The following is an 18,020-nucleotide window of genomic DNA, read 5'->3' as shown; positions in this document are numbered from 1 at the left end:
TCGGCAGGCTAGCGTCATACCGCATAGAAAGCGCTTGCTACGGCTGTATGGAGGAACTTTCGTGACACGCAGGACAGTGCGCATCGCCATGAACGGCGTCACGGGACGCATGGGGTACCGGCAGCACCTGGTGCGCTCGATCCTCGCGATCCGCGAGCAGGGCGGCCTCGACCTCGGTGACGGCGACGTGCTGTGGCCGGAACCCGTGCTCGTCGGCCGCCGCGCCCACGCGCTCGAGGCGCTCGCCGCCAAGCACGGCCTCACCGAGTGGTCGACCGACCTGGACGCGGTGCTCGCCGACGAGTCGATCGACATCTACTTCGATGCCCAGGTCACCTCGGCCCGCGTCGAGGCGATCAAGAAGGCGATCGCCGCGGGCAAGCACATCTACACCGAGAAGCCCACCGCCACCGACGTCGAGGGAGCGCTCGAGCTGGCCCGCCTCGCCCGCGACGCCGGCATCAAGCACGGTGTCGTCCAGGACAAGATCTTCCTCCCGGGCCTCCTCAAGCTGAAGCGCCTCATCGACGGCGGTTTCTTCGGCGAGATCCTCTCCGTGCGCGGCGAGTTCGGCTACTGGGTCTTCGAGGGTGACTGGCAGGACGCCCAGCGCCCCTCCTGGAACTACCGCGCGGAGGACGGCGGTGGCATCGTCGTCGACATGTTCCCGCACTGGGAGTACGTCCTGCACGAGCTGTTCGGCCAGGTCACCAGCGTCTCCGCGCACGTGCAGACCCACATCCCTCAGCGCTGGGACGAGCAGGGCAAGCCCTACGCCGCCACCGCCGACGACGCCGCGTACGGCACCTTCCAGCTGGCGGGCGGCGCCGTCGCCCAGATCAACTCCTCCTGGGCCGTGCGCGTCAACCGCGACGAGCTCGTCGAGTTCCAGGTCGACGGCACCCATGGCTCCGCCGTCGCGGGCCTGCGTAACTGCCGTGTCCAGCACCGTTCGGCGACCCCCAAGCCGGTCTGGAACCCCGACCTCCCGGTCACCGAGCCGTTCCGCGACCAGTGGCAGGAAGTCCCCGACAACACCGAGTTCGACAACGGCTTCAAGGCCCAGTGGGAGCTGTTCCTCCGCCACATCGTCCTCGACGAGCCCTACACCTGGGACCTGATGGCCGGCGCCCGCGGCGTCCAGCTCGCCGAGCTCGGCCTCAAGTCCTCGGCCGAGGGCCGCCGCTTCGACGTACCGGAGCTGAGCCTGTGACCATCCACCTCCCGCAGGGGCCGTACGAACCCCGCGCCACCCCGCTCGACCTGGCACCGTCCGGGGCGGCGCTCGCCTCCCGGACGGTCTTCTCCGCCGCCCACGTCGTCGCCGACCCGTACGCCGACATCAGCCCCGACGATCCCGTCGCCGTCGACTGGGACGCCACCCTCGCCTTCCGCCGTCACCTCTGGTCGCACGGCCTGGGTGTCGCCGAGGCCATGGACACCGCACAGCGCGGCATGGGCCTGGACTGGGCCGGAGCGGCGGAGCTGATCCGCCGCTCGGCCGCCGAGGCGAAGTCCGTGGGCGGCGCGATCGCCTGCGGAGTCGGCACCGACCAGCTCACCGGTCCGGCCACGCTGCCCGAGGTGCGCGCCGCGTACGAGGAGCAGCTCGCCCTGGTCGAGGAGAGCGGCGCGCAGGCCATCCTCATGGCCTCCCGCGCGCTGGCCGCCGCGGCGAACGGCCCCGAGGACTACCTGGAGCTGTACGCCCATCTCCTGCGCCAGGCCACGGAGCCGGTCGTCCTGCACTGGCTCGGCCCCATGTTCGACCCGGCCCTGGAGGGCTACTGGGGCAGCTCGGACCTCGACGCCGCCACGGACACCTTCCTGAAGGTCATCGCGGAGCACCCGGACAAGGTCGATGGCATCAAGATCTCGCTCCTGGACGCCGAGCGCGAGATCGACGTACGCCGCCGTCTTCCCAGCGGGGTGCGCTGCTACACCGGCGACGACTTCAACTACCCCGAGCTGATCGCGGGCGACGACCGGGGCTTCAGCCACGCCCTACTCGGCATCTTCGATCCGCTGGGCCCGCTGGCCGCCCATGCGGTGCGGGTCCTGGACACCGGGGACGTCGAGGGCTTCCGGGCCCTCCTGGACCCCACGGTCGAGCTGTCGCGCCATCTGTTCGAGGCCCCGACCCGCTTCTACAAGACGGGCGTCGTCCTCCTCGCCTGGCTGGCGGGCCACCAGGAGCACTTCACGATGGTCGGCGGACTGCAGTCCGCCCGGTCGCTGCCGCACCTGGCGAAGGCGTACGAACTGGCGGACGGGCTCGGCCTGTTCCCGGATCCTGAGCTGGCCGAGGCCCGGATGCGTGCCCTGCTGACCGTCCACGGAGGAAGCCGATGAGCCCCGATCTGTCCCGCCTGTCCATCAACCAGGAGACGGTCCGGCAGCTCTCGCTGCCGGAGCTCGTCGAGGGCTGCGCCAAGGCGGGCATCGGCAAGGTCGGCCTGTGGCGCGCTCCGGTGCAGGAGTACGGCGTCGAACGCGCGGGGCAGCTGATGAAGGACGCCGGCCTCACCGTCACCAGCCTCTGCCGCGGCGGTTTCCTCACCGCGACCGACCCCGCCGAACGCGCCCGTGCGCTGGACGACAACCGTGCGGCGGTCGACGAGGCGGCCGGGGTCGGCACGGACACCCTGGTCCTGGTCTCCGGCGGACTGCCCGACGGCGAGAAGGACCTGTACGCCGCCCGGGAGCGCATCGCCGACGCGCTGGCCGAACTCGCCCCGTACGCCGCCGAGCGCGGCATCCGCCTCGCGATCGAGCCGTTGCACCCGATGTTCGCGTCGGACCGCTGTGTCGTCTCCACCCTGTCGCAGGCCCTGGACCTCGCCGAGCGCTTCCCCGCCGAGCGGGTCGGGGTGGTCGTGGACGCCTACCACATCTGGTGGGACGACCAGGTGCCCACGCAGATCGCACGGGCGGGTGCGGCCGGCCGGATCCACTCCTTCCAGCTGGCCGACTGGATCACTCCGCTTCCGGCCGGCGTTCTGGTGGGCCGGGGGCAACTCGGCGACGGGAGCGTGGACTTCCGTACGATGCGCCGTCAGGTCGAGGCGACCGGCTTCGACGGGCCGATCGAGGTGGAGATCTTCAACGAGGGCCTCTGGGCACGTGACGGCGCCGAAGTGATCGCCGAAGTCGCCGCCCGGTACCTGGAACATGCCTGCTGAGAGCCGGTCCGCCACGCAAAGGTAAAGAGATCGTCAAGGCGTGCAACCTTTCCGTACCTTCCCCGGTCGTACTCAGCGTCGGGACTTCCGGGGAGGGGTCCGGGGGGATCGGGAAGCCCGACGGGGGGGGGAGAGCGAGGGGGGTCCGGCCTGTGGGCCGGGCCCCATTCCGCTTTCCTGACACGTCCGCGGCGCGGCGGAGCGAGGCCGCCGGCGGCTGCGTCACCTCCGGGTCCGACGTTTCCCCGAGCGGCGGGTGGCCGGGTTTCGGGGCAGAGTGTCCTCGGAACCCGTCGGCGCGCCCGTCCGTGACCTCAGTCGCCGTCGAAACCGCTCCGGGCCGCCTCGATGTGCCCGATGTTCCGGTGGGTCCACTCGCACATCACGTCGACCGTCTTCCGCAGCCCCTGGCCCGGTCCGGTCAGGGTGTACTCGACCCTCGGCGGGACCGTGGGATACACCGTCCGCTCGACGAGACCGTTGCGCTCCAGCATGCGCAGGTTCTGGGTGAGCATCTTGTGGCTGATCCCCTCGACCGCGCTCCGCAGCTCGCTGAAGCGCAGAGTTCCCTCGCCCAGGGCCTCGATGATCAACAGGGCCCACTTGTTGGCGACGTCCGAGAAGATCTCCCGCGCGAGCGAATCCGCGCGCCTCAGGTCGGCCTGTTCCTCGGGGGAGCCGCTGAACTGCTTGGTCACCTTCTGGTTCCCCTGTCACTGAAAAGTGCGTTCTTCCACGTCAGCGCTCACTCTCCTACGGTTCTCCAGTAACCACAAGAGAGCACGCGCGGCCCCGGCCGGGGCCGCGCGGCAAGGAGGAGGACAGCATGGCCATCACCATGACCAACCCCACGGGACTCCCGGAGATCGATGTCTACCGGCAGGTCTCGGTCTCGACCGGTTCCAAGCTGGTCTTCGTCGCCGGACAGGTTGCCTGGGACGCCGACGGCGTCACGGTCGGCGAAGGCGATCTCGCGGCCCAGGTGGAGCAGTGCTACGTCAACGTCGCCACCGCGCTGAAGGGTGTCGGTGCCTCCTTCGACGACGTGGCGAAGCTGAACGTCCACGTCGTCGACTGGACCCCCGACAAGATGCCCCTGCTCCTGGAGGGAATCTCCCGGGGGGCCGCACGGCTGGGGACCACGTCGGCACCGCCGGCCACGATGCTGGGCGTCGCCGCCCTGGACATCCCGGAGCACCTGGTCGAGATCGAGGTCACGGCGGTCATCGACTGAGCCGGCCGGGGCCCGCCCCCTGCCGGGGCGAAGGTGCGCTCCACCAACTCCCCTCAGCCGCCGCGCCGGGTGGTGGACGCTCCCGTCGCCCCGGGCCTGAACCGTTCAGGCGTGTCAGCCCTCACTGCCTGCCAATATGCTTGCTCCGCCCGGGACTTCGCTCATCCGTCGGCCGGGGAGACTGAGGTCCGGTCGTGCGTGGGTGCGGAACGCGGCACGACGCCGGACCCCATATGAGTAAGGAAATTGCATGGCACGTGAGCATGATCCTTCCAGACGCGTACCACCGAGTTCGGGCACGTCCTCCGGTGCCTCCGGTGCCTCCGGGAGCTCGCCGGATTCGGCCCGCCGGGCGGTGCCGACGCAGGGGGCGGCCGGGGACCCCGGTGACGCCCTGGGGCCGGGCGGCACGGTCGGCCGCAAGGACACGTCGTCCACGGCGGCCGACCCGGACGCCGGCGCGCAGGGTCCGACGAGCGAGAGCCCGGAGAGCGGGGGCTCCGAGAGCGAGGCTCTCGAGGGTGCGGACGCCCGGACACGGACCGCGAAGCCGGCGGGTACCACCGCCACTCCTTCCGGCACCGATACCACGTCGGGCGTCGGCGCCCCGGAGCCGTCGGCGGCGGAGGTGCCCGCTCCGGCACCGGCCGACGCCGAGGAGACCAAGGCGGCTTCGGAGGCGTCCGCCTCCGGCCCGGCCGCTGCGCACGCGGCCACCGGTACCGTCGACGGGCAGCCGGGCGCCGCGGTCGCGGCGGCGGCGGTCAGCGGCAGCGCGGGCGCGGGTACGCGCACGGCCAGCGAAGCGTTCAGCAGCCGGCCGAAGAAATCGATACTGGCCGCGGCGGCGGTCATCGGTGCGATCCTGGTCTCCGTACCGTTCCTCGTGGCGGGCCAGGACGATCCCAAGCCCGAGAAGGACCGTACGCAGAACGTGGCAGGCACGGTCCTGGGCACCGAACGCTCCGAGCACCCGGAGACGTACACCAGCAAGTCGCCGAGCCCTTCCGTGTCTCCGAGCAAGGAGAAGGAGAAGGAGCCGGTGAAGGTGAAGGAGAAGCCGTCCGAGTCGCCGGCCCTCAAGCCGGTGGCGGTGCCGCCGCCGGTCACGCCTGAGCGCAAGCCCGCGGCCACGGTGACGGCGAAGGCACCACCGAACACGGCTGCCGGCGCGTTGAGCAGCCTCGCCCAGGCCGACCCCGAGGGGCGGCACATCTGCTACCGGGCCTTCCTGTCCGGGAGCGGCTGGCAGGCACCGGTGTGCGACGGGACGATGGCCGGGACGGCCGGCCAGGGCAAGAAGATCACGGCCCTCAACATCGCGGTGTGGAACGTCGGCGGCTCCTCCGCCAACGCCCTGCTGCACGACCAGGGTTCGACGAGCGGCAATGCCAAGTGGTCCCCGAGCTGGACGGCGATCGTCGCAGACGGCAAGGACAACTACATAGGCAGTTCGAAGCCGGGCGCCCCGTTCATGACGGGCTTCGCCATGAACGTCGGCAAGGGCGGCGTCTGCCACACGGCGAGGTTGCGCGGCGGCGGCTGGGGCCCGCAGTACTGCAAGAACAGCCGTCCCGACTACATGTTCGTCGGCACCACCGACAACGAGAGCTGGTTCGAGGCTGTGAAGCTCACGGTGTGACCACCGAACGCCGGCCCGCGAGGAGGAGCCCCCTGGTCGTCACCGGGGGGCTCGCCGAGTCCGGCCGCGGAGGACGCGGGCCACGCCGGAGCGACCGCCAGGAGCGCGCCGCCGCGCACCCTGCTGGTCCGTGGTGAAGCCTGCGGACGGGATCCGGCTCACACGAGCAGCGGTGGCGAGGGCAGCCCGAAGTGGTCGGCGATGATCCGGAGCGTGAGCCTTCCGCCGGCGTTGAAACCGGGGTCGGTTTCGTACGCCGGTGTGTCCCGGCCGACGATCCCGGCATCGAGCAGCTCGCGCACCAACAGGTCTCCCATCCGCCGTGACTCGCGGCGGTCGCCCAGGTTGAAGTACGTCTCCTGGAACCCCCCGCGGCTGTGGACGAACTGGAACGGATGGGCTTCACAGTGCGGGACCATGTAGTTCTGCCCGTGCTCGCACGCGCAGGCGGGCGTGGACGCCAGGAACACGGTTTCCAGCGGCTCGGCGAGGTCCGCTCGGTCCTCGTAGCGGAAGCCGGTGACGTAGGACGCCAGATCGCTGACGGAGAACCCGTCCGATTCCGACGGCGGTTCCGAGCGCGCGTCATGCGTCACCCAGGTCCAGCCGGCCGACCGGCCACCGGCGGTCACGGGATGCCCGGCCTCCGCGAAGACGGTGGACAGCGTGGGCAGGCTCATGCCCTTGCAGAAGGTGGCGTACGTGTGGGGGGCGAGCTGGATCACTGGGCCGCCACCTCCGTCGACAGCGGGGGAGAGGGCAACTGGAAGTAGTCGGCGATCGTCCGCACGACACGGTCCTCCTTGTCGCTGTCGTGATCGAAGCAGTCGTGGTCGTCGGTCTCCTCCTCCGCGCAGAAGGAGCCGGGTCCTATCAGGTTCGCGGCCAGCAGCTCGGCGGAGAGGTAGTCCGGGTTCTCGCCCACCCGGGCTCCCACGTCCTCGAAGCTGAAGTGGAGGATCGTGCGGCCGTCACGGAAGTACGAGAAGTCAGGGCCGTGCGCCTTCCCGCTGCACGGCTCGGTCACGAAGACGACGATCTCTCCGCCGTCCCGGCAGATGCCGTTGTAATCGACCAGGTCGTAGCCGTCGGACTCGACGTTCATCATGTCGTGTACGGCCCAGGCCCATCCGCCCGCTTCGCCGTCGGCGAGGGGCTCGCGGAGCCCACCGCGCAACCGCTCGGCGAGGGTGCCGTTGGCCATCCCCCGGGCGAAGACGAGGTTCACCTCGTGGCCGGGGAAGGCGTGGTCCGTCCAGCCTGTCATTGCACTCATGTCGATGACCCTATGTCCGGGCACCGACAGTCGAAGCGGACGCGGTTGACGGGGCGTCATCCGTCAGGAGGGTGCTCGGAAGGCGGCCGAGGTCACCGCCCGGGACCGGCGGCGGCACGCTCGCGGAACAGCACCGCCCCCATGTACCCCGCCGCGAACCAGGAGGTCGTACGGTCCGGCCAGCGCGTACTCGGCGGAGACGTCCGCGCAGTGGAACCGGACGTCCGCACCCGACTCCCGGGCACGCTCCCCGGCCCAGGCAACGGCTCCGGGCGACGGGGCGACCGCGTCTCTGCGCAGCCGCGCCCGGCGAGCGCAAGACGCCCCGGCCCGCAGCCCAGATCGAGGGCCGTCCCGGAGCGATCCGCCCGCCGGGCCGTGTCCCTGTGCGACGTGCAGACGGAGATGCGGCGTTCGGCGCGGACCGATGGCACCCCTCCGGGGGGTGTGCAAAAATCACACACATGGATGCTGCGCAGAGCTGGGCGGAAGTGGGCGAGCGGATCGCTGAAGCGCGCCATGCCTCAGGTCTGAGCCAGGGGGAACTCGCCTCTCAGGTGGGGCTGGACCGCACGGCCCTGGTACGCACAGAGGCGGGGGGCCGGCGCATCACGGCTCTTGAACTCTTCCGCTTGGCCGAGGCCTTGGGCGTACCCCTCGCGCACCTGGTCTCTCGTCCACCCGCATCGCTTGTGTCGCGCCGCAGCGCACTGGAGGAGAGCGCGAACGAGGCCTCCCGTGCGCGGTACCGACTGGACGCCCGCCTGGAGGAGCACGCCCGCCACGCCCAGTGGCTGACCGATCACGGTTACCTCCTGCCGCCGATGCCTGATCCTCGTCTGCGGCGCACGGCTGGCGCCGTCGACCCCGTCGCACTCGCGGCCGCCGCGCGGACAGCCGTAGGGCACGCGTCAGGCCCCTTGGGGCCACTGGCTGACGTCCTGGAGCGCCTCGGCCTGTATCTGACGGCGGTCGACGAAATCGCCGAAGGGGCATCGCTTCTACTCAAGGGCTTCGGAGTGGCCGTCATCAGTGGTCAAGTGCCACCAGGCAGGCGCCGCTGGACAGCGGCGCACGAGCTCGGGCACCACCTCATGCAGGACGAGTACCACAGTGACGCCGGTGTAGCGGCTGCGCGGGATGAGCGAGAACAGCTCATCGACCGGTTCGTCGAAGAATTTCTGATGCCTGAAGCGGACATGCGGCGCCTCTGGCCGGACGATGGGCGCGACAGGACACCCAGGGCGATCATGATCGGCGTCGCGGCCTCATACCGGGTGTCCTGGAGCGCCGTCGTCAACAGGGCGCGTCGCCTGGGACTGCTTACTCCGGAGGAGGCCAGACGACAGAAGGCGGACACTCCGGTGCGGGGCGACTTCCTGGCAACGTACGGGAGCCAGCCGACGCCTGATCTGGAGGTGGGAACGACCGGTACGCAATGGCGGCAGGCGGTTCTCACCGCATGGTCCGAAGGCGCGGTCACTGCGCCTCGGACGGTGGATCTGCTGTACGGCGCGCTGACGGAAAAGGAACTTCCTGGTCGGACGCTCGGGGAGAGCCTGCCATGACCTCCGATCCCCAGTACACAGGGTTACCCGCTTCGCTGCTCGTCTGGGACACATCCCCGCTCCTCCATGCGATCAAAGCCGGGAAGATCGAAATCCTGGGTGACATCGCCCGGAAGCGCGATGGCAGTACGCGCAGAAACGTCACCACGCAGGCTGTCATCAGCGAAATCAGCTACTTCCAACTGCCGCTGATCGGTACGGAGTGGCTGGAGATCGTGCACGTCGACGACCTGACCGAACTCGAAGCTCTCGTCGACTGGATGAACCGCGTCTCCGGCGCGAAGTCCAATCACGGGGAAGCCACCGTCCTCGCCTGGGCCGAGGTGCACAACGCCACGGCAGTCATCGATGACGGCGATGCCCGACGCATCGGACGCAAGGCGGGACTCGATGTCCGTGGCTCGCTGCGCATCGTGGCCGAGTCTGTCAGTGACGGTCACACCACGCCGTACGTGGCAACGAATCCGGTGGACGCGATGATCGACACCGGCGCCCGGTATCCCTGTCCTCGAGGTCAATTCATCAGCTGGGCCAAGGAGAACAGCCTTCTGTGACGTGAGGGCCGAAACGTTGGGCATGGCGCGTGGTGACGGCGGCTGAGGAGACGGTCCGCGCCGACAGGCCCAAGGATGCGAGATCGCCGTGCCATCAGGGCTGTGGGGACGTCGAGTCCGGCCTGTGTGGCGTGTTCTCTGATCCGGTCACGCATTGCGGGGCATGCTGATCGAAAAACGCTCGGTTGCCCTACCCGAACGGTCATACGGAGTGTTACCGACGCCCGTGGGGTTGGCCGGAGCTCCGGTGTGTCTGCCACGTCGTGCGCGAGCAATGAGGGCGGCGCGTCCCGTACTGCGACACTGACTCCGTGAGGTGGACGGAGCGGGCCGAAGCAGCGGAAGAACTGAGGGACTGGGACACGGCCATCGCCTTGGTCAGCGCCCACGCCACGTGTTACGGGGACTCCGACGAGCACGACAGCCACCTGTGGCACATGGACCTGCTGTTCCGCGCGCAACGGCTCACGGAGCTCACGGCGCTGGCGCTCACCGATCTCCATGCCCGTCGCAGGCTCAACAGGGGCCTCCGCGAACAGGGAAGGGACACAGCACTGCGTGCCCGTGCCGAAGCGGGTGACGTGAGCGCTCTCTACGACCTTGTCCGGCTGCTGTGCGAGACGGACCGTAGGCAGGAAGCCGGTCGAGCGGCCCATGACCTCGGCCCGGAGGACGGGTACGCACACCGGATCGTGGCTTCCTACCAGGAGTGAACGCACCTGGTAGATCCTGGTGCGATCCGCCTTCCGGGCGTGGACGAGGATTCCGTGCCCGAGGATCTGCCGAGTAGGTGTGGCCCAAGTGGCCGCGGTGGCGCCGCCGTCGGGGCGGTACGTGGCGTCCCGGGGCCGTCGGCGACGCAACGATCACCGCCCGGTGCGCGTCTCACCGAGCATGATGGATCTTCCTGGGAACCCCGTCGCCCCCGATGACGAGGACGAGCACGTCCGGTCCGGCCCGTTCAGACACCACGCGTTGTGGGTCGTGGCCGTCACCGCCGCCGGAGTGGCGCTGGGGTGGGTGGGCGCCCTGTTCCGGATCGGACCGGAGGAGTTCGGTCTGCCGCCCGCCGCTCCGGGAGCACTCTGGCCCTATCTGCTCGCCTGGACCGTGATCGGCCTGGGGCTGGCCACCGTCCTGCGGTTCGTGGCGGCCAGGGTGCCGGTCTACTCCCCTTCGGAAGTCGTGCTCGGCGTCGTCATGATCGGCACCCGCCTGTCCCTGGGCTGGCGGCCGGAGCCCCTCGAAGTCGCCGGCCTCGCCGCGGCCGGGCTGATGCTGGTGGCCCTCTGGTGCGCCGTCGCGTTGCGCGGGGCTGCCGTCGTACGGCGGTCCCGGAGCGCTCCCGAGGCCGGCCACGCGGGTGACCGGGCGGCCTGAACGAACACGCCTGCGTGAGGTGTTCCTCTCGCGTGTCTGAGTGGGACCACGACCGGGTGCGGTCAGGGGGCCTGCATCAAGCTGCGGAGGCTCCCGACGAGCGCGTGGACGTCGCGCTCTGCGGATGCTTCGGCGGAGGCGGCCGGTGCGGTGGCGGCGGAGGGCGTGCGGCAGGAGCGGCAGAGGCCGTCGGGGAGGGCTTCGGGCGGTCCGGGCACACCGCATTCGGTGCACTCCATCATGACGCGGCGAACGGTTCTCTCCTGGGCGGTCGTCGGCGCCACAGCGGGGAGATGGGGAGGGATCTTGTCGGTGAGGCGGCGGCGTACGAATCCGACGGGGGAGCCGATCTGTTGCGCGGGCAGTCCGGCGGTGAGGGCCTGGGTGAGGTGGTCCGTGCTCACGCCCCGGTCCAGCCAGGCGGCGGCCAGCCCTTCCAGTACCGCGCAGTCCGCGGCTGACAGGGCCAGGCGGGGCTCGCTGCGGCCGAGCCGGGCCAGCGCGAGGTATGCGGGCGAGGGGCCGGCCGGGCACCCCTCGGCGGCGGAGCGCTGCTGAGGCACGGGAGGCACGGGAGGCACGGGGGAGGCCTGCGGAGGCTTCACCGGTTCGGCTCGCTCCGTCGGGACCGCAGGGGACATGGGCTCCTCGGGGGCCGGGGGCCCGTCGGGGGGCGGGGGAGCCGGGGCGGTCAGCGGGTACACCGTCAGCGGGTCGGCCGTTCCGGTTCGGGTGCAGGTGTCCCACCACTCACTGTCGCGCGCGGTGCGGGACCAGAAGGTGCGGGTGACCCAGCGGGTCTGACCGCCTTCACCGACGACCTGGCACCGGACGCGCCGCAGATGACCGCCACGCCGAGGGCCCGCAGGGCGCTGCTGACGGCCATCTGCCCGTACAGCGGCAGGGACTTGGCCAGCGACTTGACGTCCATGGCGCCGCCCTCGGGCAGCCGGTCGACATACCCGGCGACGTACCGCTCCCGCTCCGGCAGCAGCGCGAAGTCATCCGCGCGGGGCGGACGTTGGTCCGGGGCGGTGCGCTTGCCGTAGCCGGGGTGAGCTCGCGCGTACGGGCGGGAGGCTGCGGGCGCGGACGGGGCGGGACTAAGGTTGGCGGTAGCCACGAGGTCGCCTCTTCGATCTTGGGTGAGGCCGCCCCGGCCGGTGTTGCTAGCACCGTGTCGGGGTCGATTCGTCGAGGGCAACGGACCCGCCCGCGCACCCACGAAAGTCTCGATCAGCGGGAAGAGGTTCTTCCTGGCTTCGCTTGCCGTTATCGACATGCCGTACCTCTTCCTGTCGAACCACTGGTACCAGTGGGTCCCGTCGAGGGCGCACCCCTGACTGTCACCCCCACCCGATACCGTCTGTTCCATGTCCAACACCGCCGTGCTCGAAGGCGTCCTGGAGCGGATCACCTACGCCAACGAGGAGAACGGGTACACGGTCGCCCGCGTCGACACGGGGCGTGGGGCGGGCGATCTGCTCACCGTCGTCGGGTCGCTGCTCGGTGCGCAGCCCGGTGAGTCGCTGCGTATGGAGGGGCGTTGGGGTTCCCATCCGCAGTTCGGCAGGCAGTTCACCGTCGAGAACTACACGACGATCCTCCCGGCCACCATCCAGGGCATCCGGCGCTATCTCGGCTCCGGGCTGATCAAGGGCATCGGGCCGGTCATGGCCGATCGGATCACCACCCACTTCGGCGTCGACACCCTGGACATCATCGAGCAGGAGCCCGAGCGGCTCGTCGAGGTGCCGGGGCTCGGGCCGAAGCGGACGAAGATGATCGCCGCGGCCTGGGAGGAGCAGAAGGCGATCAAGGAGGTGATGGTCTTCCTCCAGAGCGTCGGCGTCTCCACCTCCATCGCCGTCCGCATCTACAAGAAGTACGAGGACGCCTCGATCTCCGTGGTGAAGAACCAGCCCTACCGGCTGGCCGCCGACGTCTGGGGCATCGGTTTCCTCACCGCCGACCGCATCGCGCAGGCCGTCGGGATTCCGCACGACAGCCCGGAACGGGTCAAGGCCGGACTGCAGTACGCCCTGTCGCAGTCCACGGACCAAGGACACTGCTTCCTCCCGGAGGAGCGGCTGATCGCCGACGGGGTGAAGCTGCTCCAGGTCGACACCGGGCTCGTCATCGACTGCCTGGCCGAGCTCGCGGAGGATCCGGAAGGCGTCGTACGGGAGAAGGTGCCCGGCCCCGAGGACGGGCAGCCGGTCACCGCCGTGTACCTGGTCCCCTTCCACCGGGCCGAGATCTCGCTCGCCGCGCAGGTGCAGCGTCTGCTGCGTACGCCGGACGACCGGATGCCGGCCTTCCAGGACGTCGACTGGGACAAGGCGCTGGCCTGGCTCGCGCGGCGTACGGGGGCGACGCTGGCTCCCGAGCAGGAGGCGGCCGTCCGGCTCGCGCTCAGCCGGAAGGTCGCCGTCCTCACCGGCGGTCCCGGCTGCGGGAAGTCGTTCACCGTCCGCTCCGTGGTCGAGCTGGCCCGCGCCAAGAACGCCAAGGTGGTGCTGGCCGCGCCGACCGGGCGGGCCGCGAAGCGGCTCTCGGAGCTGACCGGGGCCGAGGCGTCCACCGTGCACCGGCTGCTGGAGCTGAAGCCGGGCGGGGACGCGGCGTACGACCGTGACCGGCCGCTGGACGCCGACCTGGTCGTCGTCGACGAGGCGTCGATGCTCGATCTGCTCCTCGCCAACAAGCTGGTCAAGGCGGTGGCACCCGGTGCCCATCTGCTGCTGGTCGGCGATGTGGACCAGTTGCCCTCGGTCGGTGCCGGGGAGGTGCTGCGGGATCTGCTCGCCGACGGCGGCCCGGTCCCGGCGGTCCGGCTGACCACCATCTTCCGGCAGGCCCAGCAGTCCGGCGTCGTCACCAACGCGCACCGCATCAACTCCGGGGTGCCGCCACTGACCCAGGGGCTGGACGACTTCTTCCTCTTCGTGGAGGACGAGACGGAGGACGCCGGGGTGCTCGCCGTGGATGTCGCGGCCCGCCGCATCCCGGCCAAGTTCGGCCTGAACCCCCGCCGTGACGTGCAGGTGCTCGCCCCGATGCACCGCGGCCCGGCAGGCGCCGGCCATCTCAACGGACTGCTTCAGCAGGCCATCACCCCGGGCCGCCCCGACCTGCCCGAGAAGCGGTTCGGCGGCCGGGTCTTCCGGGTCGGGGACAAGGTGACCCAGATCCGGAACAACTACGAGAAGGGGGAGAACGGGGTCTTCAACGGCACCGTCGGTGTGGTCACCGCTCTCGACGCAGACGAACAGAAGCTGACGGTCCTCACGGACGAGGACGAGGAGATCCCGTACGCGTTCGACGAGCTGGACGAGCTGGCCCATGCCTACGCGATGACCATCCACCGCTCGCAGGGCAGCGAGTACCCGGCGGTCGTCATCCCGGTCACCACCAGCGCCTGGATGATGCTCCAGAGGAACCTGCTCTACACCGCGGTGACCAGGGCCAAGAAGCTTGTGGTCCTGGTCGGCTCGCGCAAGGCGATCGGGCAGGCGGTCCGCACCGTTTCCGCAGGCAGACGCTGTACGGCGCTGGATTTCCGGCTGCGCGGAGGCCAGGCCGAAGACTTCCCGGAAAAATGATCGATCAAAACGGTGGGAAACATCACTGAGCCCTTCCGGAACCGCGGGGAAGGGGGCAGGATGAGAAAGTTGACGGCACTCAGTGCCGCCAGTAGGTCCAATGGACGACCCCGAGTGCACTCTCCTGAGCCAAATGGGGGAGGGTGGAGACAGTCAGGGCACCTCGAAGAAGAGGCACTACGTCGGTGAGGGATGACGTGAGCGAGCACACCAACAACGCTGTAGTACTGCGGTACGGCGATGACGAGTACACCTACCCGGTGATCGACAGCACCGTCGGCGACAAGGGCTTCGATATCGGGAAGCTCCGGGCCAATACGGGCCTGGTCACGCTGGACAGCGGATACGGCAACACAGCCGCGTATAAATCCGCCATCACCTACCTCGACGGCGAGCAGGGCATCCTGCGCTACCGCGGATACCCGATCGAGCAGCTCGCGGAGAGCTCGACGTTCCTCGAGGTCGCCTACACGCTGATCAACGGTGACCTCCCCAAGGTCGACGAGCTGTCGGCCTTCAAGAACGAGATCACCCAGCACACGCTGCTGCACGAGGACGTCAAGCGCTTCTTCGACGGTTTCCCGCGCGACGCCCACCCGATGGCCATGCTGTCCTCGGTCGTCAGTGCGCTGTCCACGTTCTACCAGGACAGCCACAACCCGTTCGACGAGGAGCAGCGCCACCTCTCGACGATCCGGCTGCTGGCCAAGCTCCCGACGATCGCGGCGTACGCGTACAAGAAGTCGATCGGTCACCCGTTCGTCTACCCGCGCAACGACCTCGGCTACGTCGAGAACTTCCTGCGCATGACCTTCTCCGTGCCGGCCCAGGAGTACGTGCCGGACCCGGTCGTCGTCTCGGCGCTCGAGAAGCTGCTCATCCTGCACGCGGATCACGAGCAGAACTGCTCGACCTCCACCGTGCGTCTGGTCGGCTCCTCGCAGGCGAACATGTTCGCCTCGATCTCCGCCGGCATCTCGGCCCTGTGGGGCCCGCTGCACGGTGGCGCCAACCAGTCGGTGCTGGAGATGCTCGAGGGCATCCAGGCCAACGGCGGCGACGTCGACAGCTTCATCCAGAAGGTGAAGAACAAGGAGGACGGCGTCCGCCTGATGGGCTTCGGCCACCGGGTGTACAAGTCCTTCGACCCGCGCGCCAAGATCATCAAGGCCGCCGCCCATGACGTGCTGTCGTCGCTCGGCAAGTCCGACGAGCTGCTCGACATCGCGCTCAAGCTGGAGGAGCACGCGCTCTCCGACGAGTACTTCGTCTCGCGCAACCTCTACCCCAACGTGGACTTCTACACGGGCCTGATCTACCGCGCCATGGGCTTCCCGACCGAGATGTTCACCGTGCTGTTCGCGCTCGGCCGGCTCCCCGGCTGGATCGCCCAGTGGCACGAGATGATCAAGGAGCCGGGATCGCGCATCGGCCGCCCGCGCCAGATCTACACCGGCGAGGTCCTGCGTGACTTCGTCCCGGCCGAGGGCCGCTGAGGCTCCGAGGACCGCTGCTGAACCCCGGCCGCTCCGGCCGGGCATCCTTCGCCCCGCGTGCCGCGCTCGTCAGTCAGAGCGCGGTGTCCGGGGCGATTCGGCGTTCCGGGGCGCTTTCCGATCGCTGCGGGCGCGAGAAACGCCCCGCCGTCGATCCCCCCACGGGTCGACGAACAGGGCGTTTCCCATATCCCGGAGCGGATTCCCCCCACGGGATCCGGCCGGGCGTCTGTAGGGAGCCTGAAACTCCCGTTGTTCTCCTGGTGGTGCGTATGCAGTTCGGTCCTGCCGTGCGACTGCCGGGGTACGTGCGCACGGGAGGGCCGCTCAAAGCTCCCCGGTGGACGTGCCCCGGCCAATGCCTGCCAGGAGCGTCCCCCAAGACACTCCATCGGACGTCCCCCAAGACATCCTTGGCATCGCACTCTTAGACTCACCAACCCATCAGATGGTTACCCTCGAATCGGTGTGATCTAAGTCTCTTTGTGGAAATTCGGTGAAGGAGCGCGATCTCGGCTCGTCCGGTCACGGCGACGACCGGCGCGAACGCCGTTGCCGCACCCGCGATCATGGGGCTGAACTGCCCGAACGCGGTGAGAGGCGGTGCGGTCGCGTGGTGACCGGGTGCCCGGAAGAGGTTGCTTCCGACGGGTCACAGGGTACGCCTCGCCTCGCGGTCGGCGGCAGGGGTCACCTCGGGATCTTCATGAATGAGCGTGAGGGTGCCCGTCCTGGTCGCCGACCGTGCGTCTCAGGCGCGGCCCACGAGCTCGTAGCCCGCCTCGTCCACGGCGGCGCGTACGGCGTCGTCGGTGAGCGGCGCCGCGGAGGCGACGGTCACGCGGCCGGTGGCGGCCTCGGCCTTCACCGAGGTGACTCCCTCGATCTCCCCGATCTCCTCGGACACCGCGCCCTCGCAGTGGCCGCAGGTCATGCCCTTCACCTCGTACACCGTGGTGACGCCGCCCACCTGGACGTCGGCCGCCCCGTCGTGGCAGGAACCGGTGGACGAGCAGCAGGAGCCGGTGGTCAGGGGCGTGTCGCTCTCGACGGTCATGACGTTCTCCTCTTCGAAGGTGCGCATGGTGTGGTGGAAGTGGCGCGAGTGGGTGCCGGAGGGCCCGGCGCGCCCACCCGCTACTCCACTATACCCCTAGGGGGTATTTATGAGATTCTGTCGTCACTCCATCGGGCGTGTCGGGCACCGCAGTGGCTGACATGCTCGACCGGTGCTGATCGATGGATACGAGAACGCCCCGCTGGTGGCGGGAGATGATCTCCTGGACCTGCCGGGCTTCTGGGCCGCTCACCTGCTGTGGATGTGCCGGACCGAGGAAGGCGATCCCGATCCCACGTGGTTCGGCGTCGACGAGGCGGACACCGATGCCGCGCACGAGGCCCTGACCGACGCGCAACGGTGGCCCGTCTTCCGTATCCCCTTCGCGGACGGCCACAGCGCCATGGTCCTCGGCCGTAACTTCCCCGACGACCCGGGGACGGAGTACTTCGTCACCCACCCCGAGTGGGGACGCCACGGCCACCTGGCCACCGCCGACGGTCACCAGGCCGGCCCGGGGCTCTGCTGGCGGGAACTCGTCCACATCGCACGCACTCCGGACCAGCGGGCCCCCGGCATTCACGCCGAGCACGCTCGCCTGCTGCTGCTTCTGCCCGCGCTCGGAGACCAGGACCTGCCCGACGACGCCCTCGGCACCGTGGCCCAGGCCCTCCTGGAGGCGGGTGTCCCGGCCGGGAGGACCGCGAAGCCCGCGCGCGCACTGCTCATGGACCACCCCCTGTGGGAACCGGCCACATGGGCGCCTGCCGCGTCCTCTCCGCTTTCCGGCGGCCGGCGGCCCTTCGCCGGCATCCTTCACTGCGACGAACCGATGAGCCCACGCTGTGGCATGCCCCTGGCCAAGGGCATCACCCGGGAGCAGAGTGATCGTCTGGCACGCGCACTCGGCACCTGGCCCGTCCCATGACGTCGCCCTAGGTGTTCTGTCCACGGAGGTTGGGTGCGGTGACAGTGATCACCGTCTTGGGATCTTGAACGGGTGAGGGCCTTCCGGGTTCGGTGTGG

General features: G+C 69.7%; 16 protein-coding genes and 2 pseudogenes. 12 read left to right on the top strand and 6 right to left on the bottom strand.

Annotated features, from left to right (window positions below; genetic code table 11):
• The first annotated feature begins 61 nt into the window (after positions 1 to 61).
• Genes ACFYSH_RS33035 through ACFYSH_RS33025 form a run of 3 tightly spaced genes read left to right on the top strand, consistent with a single transcriptional unit; the run spans position 62 to position 3,182 of the window.
• The gene (locus tag ACFYSH_RS33035) at positions 62 to 1,213 is read left to right on the top strand and encodes a Gfo/Idh/MocA family oxidoreductase (protein WP_359464227.1); all 1,152 of its coding nucleotides are present in this window, start codon (positions 62 to 64) and stop codon (positions 1,211 to 1,213) included.
• Positions 1,210 to 2,352: a dihydrodipicolinate synthase family protein gene (locus ACFYSH_RS33030; protein ID WP_359464224.1), complete on the top strand. Its 1,143-nt coding sequence runs from the start codon at positions 1,210 to 1,212 to the stop codon at positions 2,350 to 2,352. Before ACFYSH_RS33035 ends, ACFYSH_RS33030 begins: the two co-directional genes overlap by 4 nt.
• A complete protein-coding gene (locus ACFYSH_RS33025) occupies positions 2,349 to 3,182 on the top strand; it encodes a sugar phosphate isomerase/epimerase family protein (RefSeq protein ID WP_388757416.1) in 834 nt (277 codons plus the stop codon). The genes ACFYSH_RS33030 and ACFYSH_RS33025 overlap by 4 nt, the downstream gene beginning before the upstream one ends.
• Positions 3,183 to 3,496: 314 nt before the next feature.
• Here ACFYSH_RS33025 and ACFYSH_RS33020 read toward each other — a convergent pair whose 3' ends face one another.
• Positions 3,497 to 3,880 carry a winged helix-turn-helix transcriptional regulator gene (locus tag ACFYSH_RS33020; protein ID WP_388757414.1) on the bottom strand — a complete coding sequence of 128 codons (384 nt, stop codon included), beginning with the start codon at positions 3,878 to 3,880 and terminating at the stop codon, positions 3,497 to 3,499.
• Between the two features lie 128 nt (positions 3,881 to 4,008).
• Here ACFYSH_RS33020 and ACFYSH_RS33015 point away from each other — a divergent pair, with 128 nt between their 5' ends.
• Together ACFYSH_RS33015 and ACFYSH_RS33010 are read left to right on the top strand one after the other, a co-directional pair.
• Entirely contained in the window at positions 4,009 to 4,416 is a 408-nt protein-coding gene (locus ACFYSH_RS33015) for a RidA family protein (protein WP_359464215.1), read from the top strand.
• Between the two features lie 250 nt (positions 4,417 to 4,666).
• On the top strand, positions 4,667 to 6,058 hold the full coding sequence (locus ACFYSH_RS33010) for a hydrogenase expression protein HypA (RefSeq protein WP_388757411.1): 1,392 nt from the start codon (positions 4,667 to 4,669) through the stop codon (positions 6,056 to 6,058).
• 158 nt (positions 6,059 to 6,216) lie between these two features.
• Here the strand turns inward: ACFYSH_RS33010 and ACFYSH_RS33005 are convergent, their stop codons facing one another.
• The 3 genes and pseudogenes from ACFYSH_RS33005 to ACFYSH_RS32995 all read right to left on the bottom strand — a co-directional run.
• Positions 6,217 to 6,783, bottom strand: a complete 567-nt coding sequence (locus ACFYSH_RS33005; RefSeq protein ID WP_388757408.1) for a hypothetical protein — start codon at positions 6,781 to 6,783, stop codon at positions 6,217 to 6,219.
• Positions 6,780 to 7,334, bottom strand: coding sequence for a hypothetical protein (locus ACFYSH_RS33000; protein ID WP_359464207.1), 555 nt, complete (start codon positions 7,332 to 7,334; stop codon positions 6,780 to 6,782). The genes ACFYSH_RS33005 and ACFYSH_RS33000 overlap by 4 nt, the downstream gene beginning before the upstream one ends.
• 147 nt (positions 7,335 to 7,481) lie before the next feature.
• Positions 7,482 to 7,690, bottom strand: a pseudogene (locus ACFYSH_RS32995) (class I SAM-dependent methyltransferase); the annotation flags it as partial.
• 108 nt (positions 7,691 to 7,798) lie between these two features.
• Between ACFYSH_RS32995 and ACFYSH_RS32990 the strand changes: the two are divergent.
• The 4 genes from ACFYSH_RS32990 to ACFYSH_RS32975 all read left to right on the top strand — a co-directional run bounded on the left by ACFYSH_RS32990 (position 7,799) and on the right by ACFYSH_RS32975 (position 10,836).
• The gene (locus ACFYSH_RS32990; protein ID WP_359464204.1) at positions 7,799 to 8,902 is read left to right on the top strand and encodes an XRE family transcriptional regulator; all 1,104 of its coding nucleotides are present in this window, start codon (positions 7,799 to 7,801) and stop codon (positions 8,900 to 8,902) included.
• Positions 8,899 to 9,456 (top strand): hypothetical protein, encoded by a 558-nt coding sequence (locus tag ACFYSH_RS32985; RefSeq protein ID WP_388757405.1) that lies wholly within the window; start codon positions 8,899 to 8,901, stop codon positions 9,454 to 9,456. Before ACFYSH_RS32990 ends, ACFYSH_RS32985 begins: the two co-directional genes overlap by 4 nt.
• 311 nt (positions 9,457 to 9,767) lie before the next feature.
• Positions 9,768 to 10,169, top strand: a complete 402-nt coding sequence (locus ACFYSH_RS32980) for a hypothetical protein (protein ID WP_388757402.1) — start codon at positions 9,768 to 9,770, stop codon at positions 10,167 to 10,169.
• A 181-nt stretch (positions 10,170 to 10,350) separates the two neighbouring features.
• Positions 10,351 to 10,836, top strand: coding sequence for a hypothetical protein (locus tag ACFYSH_RS32975; RefSeq protein WP_359464195.1), 486 nt, complete (start codon positions 10,351 to 10,353; stop codon positions 10,834 to 10,836).
• A 62-nt stretch (positions 10,837 to 10,898) separates the two neighbouring features.
• Here ACFYSH_RS32975 and ACFYSH_RS32970 read toward each other — a convergent pair.
• Positions 10,899 to 11,959 (bottom strand): annotated as a pseudogene (locus ACFYSH_RS32970) (MarR family transcriptional regulator).
• A 250-nt stretch (positions 11,960 to 12,209) separates the two neighbouring features.
• Between ACFYSH_RS32970 and ACFYSH_RS32965 the strand changes: the two are divergent.
• Together ACFYSH_RS32965 and ACFYSH_RS32960 are read left to right on the top strand one after the other, a co-directional pair.
• Complete coding sequence (locus ACFYSH_RS32965) at positions 12,210 to 14,441, top strand: ATP-dependent RecD-like DNA helicase (protein WP_359464192.1); 2,232 nt, start codon at positions 12,210 to 12,212, stop codon at positions 14,439 to 14,441.
• A gap of 197 nt (positions 14,442 to 14,638) precedes the next feature.
• A complete protein-coding gene (locus ACFYSH_RS32960) occupies positions 14,639 to 15,937 on the top strand; it encodes a citrate synthase (protein WP_145801439.1) in 1,299 nt (432 codons plus the stop codon).
• Positions 15,938 to 16,688: 751 nt separating this feature from the next.
• Here the strand turns inward: ACFYSH_RS32960 and ACFYSH_RS32955 are convergent.
• Complete coding sequence (locus tag ACFYSH_RS32955) at positions 16,689 to 16,994, bottom strand: heavy-metal-associated domain-containing protein (RefSeq protein WP_359464774.1); 306 nt, start codon at positions 16,992 to 16,994, stop codon at positions 16,689 to 16,691.
• A 172-nt stretch (positions 16,995 to 17,166) separates the two neighbouring features.
• On the opposite strand from ACFYSH_RS32955, the gene ACFYSH_RS32950 reads away from it, so the two are divergent.
• Positions 17,167 to 17,922 carry a hypothetical protein gene (locus tag ACFYSH_RS32950; RefSeq protein WP_359464188.1) on the top strand — a complete coding sequence of 252 codons (756 nt, stop codon included), beginning with the start codon at positions 17,167 to 17,169 and terminating at the stop codon, positions 17,920 to 17,922.
• Positions 17,923 to 18,020: the final 98 nt, after the last annotated feature.

Source organism: Streptomyces sp. NPDC005791 (genome assembly GCF_042871485.1).
Classification (GTDB): Bacteria; Actinomycetota; Actinomycetes; order Streptomycetales; family Streptomycetaceae; genus Streptomyces.
The sequence above is the reverse complement of the archived record's forward strand: the minus strand, read 5'-3'. Positions and strand labels throughout refer to the sequence as shown.

Excerpts from the sequence above, each read along its gene's own strand:
- ACFYSH_RS33025 (WP_388757416.1), top strand. The coding sequence starts at position 2,349 with ATGAGCCCCGATCTGTCCCGCCTGTCCATCAACCAGGAGACGGTCCGG.
- ACFYSH_RS33015 (WP_359464215.1), top strand. The coding sequence starts at position 4,009 with ATGGCCATCACCATGACCAACCCCACGGGACTCCCGGAGATCGATGTC.
- ACFYSH_RS33010 (WP_388757411.1), top strand. The coding sequence starts at position 4,667 with ATGGCACGTGAGCATGATCCTTCCAGACGCGTACCACCGAGTTCGGGC.
- ACFYSH_RS33000 (WP_359464207.1), bottom strand. The coding sequence starts at position 7,334 with ATGAGTGCAATGACAGGCTGGACGGACCACGCCTTCCCCGGCCACGAG.
- ACFYSH_RS32990 (WP_359464204.1), top strand. The coding sequence starts at position 7,799 with ATGGATGCTGCGCAGAGCTGGGCGGAAGTGGGCGAGCGGATCGCTGAA.
- ACFYSH_RS32985 (WP_388757405.1), top strand. The coding sequence starts at position 8,899 with ATGACCTCCGATCCCCAGTACACAGGGTTACCCGCTTCGCTGCTCGTC.
- ACFYSH_RS32975 (WP_359464195.1), top strand. The coding sequence starts at position 10,351 with ATGATGGATCTTCCTGGGAACCCCGTCGCCCCCGATGACGAGGACGAG.
- ACFYSH_RS32965 (WP_359464192.1), top strand. The coding sequence starts at position 12,210 with ATGTCCAACACCGCCGTGCTCGAAGGCGTCCTGGAGCGGATCACCTAC.
- ACFYSH_RS32955 (WP_359464774.1), bottom strand. The coding sequence starts at position 16,994 with ATGACCGTCGAGAGCGACACGCCCCTGACCACCGGCTCCTGCTGCTCG.